Source organism: Roseicyclus persicicus, from assembly GCF_012395815.1.
GTDB classification, from domain to species: domain Bacteria; phylum Pseudomonadota; class Alphaproteobacteria; order Rhodobacterales; family Rhodobacteraceae; genus Roseicyclus; species Roseicyclus persicicus.
Map to the genome: position 1 here is coordinate 25125 of NZ_JAAZQQ010000008.1, position 6536 is coordinate 31660.

A 6536-nucleotide genomic window follows, 5' to 3' on the forward strand; every position below is an offset into this window, starting at 1 on the left:
CAACTACCAAATCAGGATCGCGACCTTGCGCCTCACCTCCTTCACCGATTACGGCCTGCGCGTTCTGATGCGGATGGCGGGCGCACCCGACCGGGCCTTCACCACGTCGGAACTCGCCGATGAATTCCGTGTCTCCCGCAACCATCTGGCCAAGGTGATCTCGGCACTTGCCGCGGCAGGTCTTCTGGAGACCCGGCGCGGCGGCGGCGGCGGCGCCATGCTTGCCCGCGCGCCCGAGGACATTCGCCTGGGCGATGTGGTGGCGTTGCTTGAAGCCGATCAGGCTCTGGTGGAATGCTTCGCGGTCGGCACCAACAGCTGCACCCTGACCCCGCAATGTCGGTTGAAAGCGCGGCTAGCCCATGCCGAGGCGGCGTTTGTCGCCGACCTCAACCGCAGCACCCTGGCCGATTGCGTTTACCGACCGGAAAACGCCTGACGCGCCACCCACGCGATCCAGCCCCAGACCGCGCTGCGCAGGGCCATGGCGTAAACGGTACGCATCTCGAAGGCTCCACCTCGGGCGACATGCAGGCCGAACGCCGCGAAAACCAGCAACGTTGCGGCGAAGATCGCGAACGATACGGGCCAGGCCCATCGCCGCCCCTGCCACAGGCCGAGACCCGCGACGACATAGGCAAGCCCGGCTAGCGTGTTGAACCACAGCACGAAGGGTACGACCGCCCCCATGTCGGCTGATCCGAGCAATGTTCGGCCACCAGAGAAAACGGTCAGCACGCCAAAGGCAATCGCAACACCGCCCGCTATGCGGCGCGTCAGACTGGTTCTAGGCATCGCAAGCGCCCTCCTTTGCGCGTAGAAGTTCCATCTGCACGTCAAACAGCCGCAACCCCTCAGGCACGAGCGCAAAGCCCCGGGCGCCGAGTGTCCAGCGGATGGCGACACCCTGCACCAGCGACGTCAGCAGGATGGCGACATCCTCTGGGATGACGTCCCGGCGCAGGTGACCCGCCGCCTGAAGTTCCCTGATCGCGGCGACAAGACGGCCCTGGAACACGCCTAGAAGCTTGCGAAACACCTCGCGCAGCGCTGGATTGTCCACCTGTAACTCGCGCGAGAACAGGATCGACGGCAGGGCAGGCGTTTCAGCAATGGCCGTCAGTTGCGCACCGATCAACGCTTTCAGGCGCGCCTGCGGCCCGGTGGCCCCTGCCTCGGCCGCAGCCCAGTAACTCTGCAACCGGTCAGCGATATCCTTGGCCACCGCCAGCCAGAGCGCGCCCTTGGTGGGGAAATGCCGGAAGATCGCAGGCTGACTGAGGCCGATGGCACGCGCGACATCCGTGGTGCTCAGCCGGTCGGGTCCGATCTCATCGGCCAGCCGCAGAACCTCGGCCACGATCTGCGCCTTTCTCTCTTCAGCACTTTGACGGCCCGACACGAGTCACCTCTTGTTAGTTATAACTCACTAACATATACTGTTGACAACCGCAACCTCTATCCGGGTCGCGCACCCTGACCGAAAGGATCCTCGCCATGCCCGCCAAGACCGCCCCCGCCGGCTATTCCCGCCTTCAGATCGCGCTGCATTGGCTCATTTTCGCACTGATCGCGCAGCAATATCTTTTCAAGGACGCGATGTCGGCCGCATGGGACCACATCACAGATGGGCTGGAGGCTGGGTTCGACCCGCTCGTGCTGGCCCATGTGGCGGGCGGCGCGCTGGTGATGATCTTCGCGCTGTGGCGGTTGACCCTGCGCGCCCGGCGCGGCGTGCCCCCGGCGATCGAGGCCAGCAAGGTGCAAGGCATTCTCGCGAAGCTCACCCATGTCGGGCTTTACGCGCTGATGATCCTGATGCCACTCAGCGGGTCTGTCGCGTGGTTCGGCGGGGTCGAGGCCGCGGCGCAGGGGCATGACGTGATGAAGGTCATCCTGCTGGCGCTGGTTGCGCTGCATGTGATGGGCGCGCTCTACCACCAGTTCATCCTGCGCGACGACACGCTGGCGCGGATGCGCCGGGCGCAGGGCTGAACCCATGCGCCTCGCCCCGCTCCTGGCGCTGCCACCCATCGCGCTCGGCATTGCCGCGGCGGCCTGGATGGTCGCGTCTGCCCCCGGCCCCGCGCAGGTCGGGGGCGACGCGCCCGCACTGCCCGTTCGGGTGATGACGGTCGCGGCGCAGGATATTCGGCCCGCCGCGACCGCTTGGGGCAACCTGCGCGCGGCCGAGACCTGGGTCGCCGTGGCCGAGGTGCAGGGCGAGGTGATCTGGCGCCATCCGGACCTTGAGCCCGGTCGCCTGATCCCGGCGGGGACGGAAGTGCTGAGAATCGACCCCGCCGACTACGAGCTGGCGCTGGCGCAATCGCAGGCCGACCTCGCGGTGCTGGAGGCCGAGCGCGTGCAGCTTACGGCAGAGGCGGACAACACACGGCGCATCCTTTCGCTGGAACAGAACCGGCTGGCCCTGACCGAGACCGATCTGGAACGCACGCGCACACTCGTCGCGCAAGGCGCCGTTCCGCAATCGCGCGCCGACGAGGCCGAGCGCGCGACCCTTCTGGCCCGCCGCACGGTGGCGGAACTGGAGAACACGCTCGCCCTGATCCCCTCCCGCGAGGCGCGGATCGCGGCACAGGTCGCGCGCAGCGAGGCCGCCATCAACCGGGCGCGCCGCTCGCTCGACCGCACGACCCTGACGACGCCGTTCGACCTGCGCGTAACCGAGGTGAATGCTGAGCTGTTTCAAACCGTCGCCCCCGGTCAGGTGGTGATCCGTGCCGACGGGATCGCGGCGGCCGAGGTCGTGGCGCACTTGCCGATAGACAGCTTTCGACGGCTATTGGGAGATACACCGGAGGGCATCACCCTTGCCGACATGATGCGCGACATGCCCGCCACGCGGATTGCAGTGACGCTTAGCCCTCTGTCGGACCCGAGGCAGATCTGGAGCGCCCGTGTTGTCGGGATCGAGGGCGCGCTGGATGCCCGTGCGCGCACCGTGCCGGTGGTGGTCAGGGTTGACGACCCCTATGAGGGCGCGGACCCGCCTCGCCGCCTGCCGCTGGTGCCCAACATGCAGGTGCAGCTTTCCTTTTCGGGCGCTTCCATGACAGGCCTCATCGCGATCCCTGAGGCGGCGTTGCATGGCGACATGGTGCGTATCCTTGGCCCCGAAGACTTGCTGGAATTGCGCCCCGTCACCGCCGCCTTCGCGCAGGATGGCCGCGTCGTTATCGCCGCTGGCCTGTCGCCGGGCGAACGCGTGGTGATCGACGACATCGCGCCGGCCATTCCCGGCATGGCCCTGACCCCGGTCGAGGTCCAGCCATGATACGCTGGTTCACCGGCCACCCGACGGCGGGCAACCTGCTGCTTCTATTGTTCCTTGCAGCGGGCATCTTTGCCGCGCCGGGCCTGTTGCGCGAAACCTTCCCCGATTTCCGCGCCGTCGAGGCCGAGGTCACCGTGCCCTACCGGGGCGCTGCAGCCGAGGATGTGGAAGCCGCGATCTGCGCGCCGCTCTGGGACGGAGTGCAGGGTGTCGAGGGGCTGGAAACCTTCACGTGCACGGCCCAGACTGGTCGCGCGCGGGCCGTGGCAACCATGGCGCCCGGTAACGATGCGCTGCGCTTCGTCAATTCGCTGCGCACCGAGGTGTCGGCCATCGACACCTTCCCCGACCGCGCCGATCCTGCCGTGGTGCGCGAATTGCACCGCTCGGATCCTGTCACATCGGTCGCCATCTCGGGCGATCTGCCTCTGGGCGAGCTGGACCGCTATGCTGACGCGCTGTTGGACCGGCTGACCGCCCTACCAGCTGTCGCGGGCGTCACGCGCGGCGGCCTCGGCACCCGGACACTGACCATCATTGCGGAGCGCGCCGTGCTCGACAGCCACGGGCTGACACCCACGACGCTCGCCACCGCCATCGCCGCGCAGAACATCGACCTGCCCGCAGGCACACTGGAGGGGCCGGGCGCGGAGCTGACCCTGCGCTTCACCGCCGAGCGCGATACAGCCAGGACGCTTGCCACGATCCCGGTTCTGGTGTTGCCCAATGGCGCGACCCTGACGCTGGGCGACGTGGCGGCGATCGAGGAACGCTTCGACCCGCCGCAAGACCGCGCCTTTGTCGATGGCATCCCCGCCATCGTGCTCGATGTCGCCAAGGCGCTCGATGCCGACGCGCTGCGGGTGCTCGACGGCGTCGCGGCGCTGGTGGCCGAGGAAACCGCCCGCCTGCCCGACACGATCACGGTGGAGGTGGTGCAGGACGTGACCTCCATCATCCGCGACCGGCTGGTGATGCTGGTTCAGAACGGGGTGATAGGCCTTGTGCTGGTGGTCGTCGTCATGAGTCTGTTTTTCCGACCTGGCTTCGCGATCTGGGCAGCGATGGGCCTGCCCATGGCCTTTGCGGGCGCCTTCGTCTGGATGGCGCTGACAGGGCTCAGCCTCAACATGATGACGCTGGTGGCGCTTCTGATGGCGATCGGGATCGTGATGGACGATTCCATCGTGATCGCGGATTCCATCGCGGTTCATTCGGCCAAGGGGGCCACGGTCGAAACCGTCGCGGCGGGCGTCGCAGCCGTGGCGCCCGGCGTGATCTCGTCCTTCCTGACGACGTTGGCCGTGTTCCTGCCCCTTGCCTTTCTGGCAGGCGAACTGGGGGCGGTGCTGGAGGTTCTTCCGGTGGTCCTGCTGGCCGCACTCGCCGCTTCGCTGATCGAGGCCTTCCTGATCCTGCCCCATCACCTGAAAGGCGGGATGAAGGACACCGCCGCATCCCGTTTTCGCATCCGCTTCGAGGCGGGTTTCGATGCCCTGCGCGAACGTGGCGTGGGCCGCTTGGCAGACGCCGCGATCAAGGCGCGCTGGCTTGTTGTCGGTCTGGCCATCGGGGCGCTGATCGTGACCGTCGGCGCCTTGGGCGGCGGCGTGGTCAAGCGCGAGGCGATGCCCGAGATCGACGGCGACGTGCTGGAGGCGCGGCTGATGCTGCCCGCGGGCACGCCGCTTGTGCGCACGACCGAGGCCGTCGCACAAGTAGAGGCGGCGCTGGACCGCGCGAACGCCCGCCTGTCCCCCGATCAGCCCCAGGCACAACCGCTGGTGATCCGCCGCATCACCCGGCTGGGCCGCAACCTCTCGGCGGGCGAGGCCGGTGCCCATGTCGCCACCGTCGCGGTGGACCTGCTCGGCGCCGAGACACGCAGCAGCACGTTGGACGAAATCGTCACGCTCTGGCGCGCGGAAATCGGCACTCTGCCCGGTGTGTCCTCGTTGATCCTGACCGAGCCGGGGATCGGCCCGCAGGGCATCGCGGTGGAATTGCGCCTGAGCCACCCCGACCTCGCCACGCTGGAGGCGGCGGGGCGCGCCACGCTGGCGGAGCTTGAAACCTATGCCGGTGTGCGCAACGCGATCCTCGATTTGCGCCCGGGCGCGCCCGAATTGCGGCTGAGCCTGTCGCCGGGGGCCGAGGCGCTGGGGCTGACCGCAACGGATGTGGCAAGCCAACTTCGCGCGGCCTTTCTCGGCACACAGCTTGCGGAAATCCGGCGCGGCGATCTGGCCTGGGAAATCGAGCTGCGGCTTGCCGATGAGGACCGCGCCAACCGCGCTGACCTGAACCTTTTCGAGATCGCGCTGCCCGGTGGCGGCACCGTGCCGTTGTCGAGCATCGCCACCGTCACCGAAGCACGTGGGTGGGGAACCATCACGCGCCGCAACGGGTTGCGTACGCTGACCGTCGCGGCCGATGTGGACGGCCGCATCGGCAATGCCGACGCGATCACCGCCCGGCTGGCCGAGGGCTTTCTGCCGGACCTCGCGGCTGCCACCCCCGGCCTGATCTTCGAGATCGGTGGGCAGGCCGCGAATTCGGCGGAAACCGTCGTCTCGATCCTGCGCGGGTTCCTGATCGGACTGGTGGGCATCTACATCGTCCTCAGCTTCCAGTTCCGCAGCTATGTGGAGCCGCTGATCGTGATGATCACCATCCCGCTGGCGTTCCTGGGCGTCATCTGGGGCCATGTCCTGATGGGCTACAACATCTCCATGCCCTCGCTGGTGGGGGCGGCCTCGCTTGCGGGAATCGTGGTGAACAACGCGATCCTGCTGGTCGGCGTCATCAACACCCGCCGCGCCGAAGGACTGTCAGCTGCGCTGGCCGCGGGCGAAGCCGTGCGATCGCGGTTCCGTCCTATCCTCGTCTCGGTCTCGACGACGATCATGGGCATGGCACCCTTGCTGCTGGAATCCTCGACGCAGGCCCAGACGCTCAAGCCGCTGGTGATCTCGGTTGTCTTCGGACTCTTGGCTGCGACAGTACTGATCCTTCTGGTTTTGCCTGCGTTCTACGCAGCACTTGAGGACCTCAGGCACGGAAAACGAGGAACTGGCGAACTGGCGGGAGCTGGCTGATCAGCCACTTCTTTTCGGAACGACAAGCGGGCTGAAGCATTCTGACGTTTGCCCGGCCAATGGCTGCTATGAGTCGAAGCCGGTCCCCGCTTGCCCGCTTGGCAATCTGCACTCCGTAACGGTTGTGTACTATCCCGCGT

6 protein-coding genes are annotated in these 6536 nt (G+C 67.2%); 4 read left to right on the top strand and 2 right to left on the bottom strand.

Annotated features, from left to right (window positions below; all coding sequences use genetic code 11):
- Nucleotides 1-25: 25 nt before the first annotated feature.
- On the top strand, nt 26-439 hold the full coding sequence (locus HCU73_RS18240) for an RrF2 family transcriptional regulator (RefSeq protein WP_123644105.1): 414 nt from the start codon (nt 26-28) through the stop codon (nt 437-439).
- On the opposite strand, the gene HCU73_RS18245 is transcribed toward HCU73_RS18240, so the two are convergent.
- Both HCU73_RS18245 and HCU73_RS18250 read right to left on the bottom strand, forming a co-directional pair.
- Entirely contained in the window at nt 418-795 is a 378-nt protein-coding gene (locus HCU73_RS18245; RefSeq protein WP_168624911.1) for a hypothetical protein, read from the bottom strand. The genes HCU73_RS18240 and HCU73_RS18245 overlap by 22 nt on opposite strands.
- Nucleotides 788-1360, bottom strand: coding sequence for a TetR/AcrR family transcriptional regulator (locus HCU73_RS18250; protein WP_246003923.1), 573 nt, complete (start codon nt 1358-1360; stop codon nt 788-790). The genes HCU73_RS18245 and HCU73_RS18250 overlap by 8 nt, the downstream gene beginning before the upstream one ends.
- Before the next feature lie 137 nt (nt 1361-1497).
- On the opposite strand from HCU73_RS18250, the gene HCU73_RS18255 reads away from it, so the two are divergent.
- Genes HCU73_RS18255 through HCU73_RS18265 form a run of 3 tightly spaced genes read left to right on the top strand, consistent with a single transcriptional unit; the run spans nt 1498 to nt 6396 of the window.
- On the top strand, nt 1498-1995 hold the full coding sequence (locus HCU73_RS18255) for a cytochrome b (RefSeq protein WP_123644102.1): 498 nt from the start codon (nt 1498-1500) through the stop codon (nt 1993-1995).
- 4 nt (nt 1996-1999) lie between these two features.
- Nucleotides 2000-3298 carry an efflux RND transporter periplasmic adaptor subunit gene (locus HCU73_RS18260; RefSeq protein WP_168624912.1) on the top strand — a complete coding sequence of 433 codons (1299 nt, stop codon included), beginning with the start codon at nt 2000-2002 and terminating at the stop codon, nt 3296-3298.
- Nucleotides 3295-6396 carry an efflux RND transporter permease subunit gene (locus HCU73_RS18265; protein WP_168624913.1) on the top strand — a complete coding sequence of 1034 codons (3102 nt, stop codon included), beginning with the start codon at nt 3295-3297 and terminating at the stop codon, nt 6394-6396. Before HCU73_RS18260 ends, HCU73_RS18265 begins: the two co-directional genes overlap by 4 nt.
- Nucleotides 6397-6536: the final 140 nt, after the last annotated feature.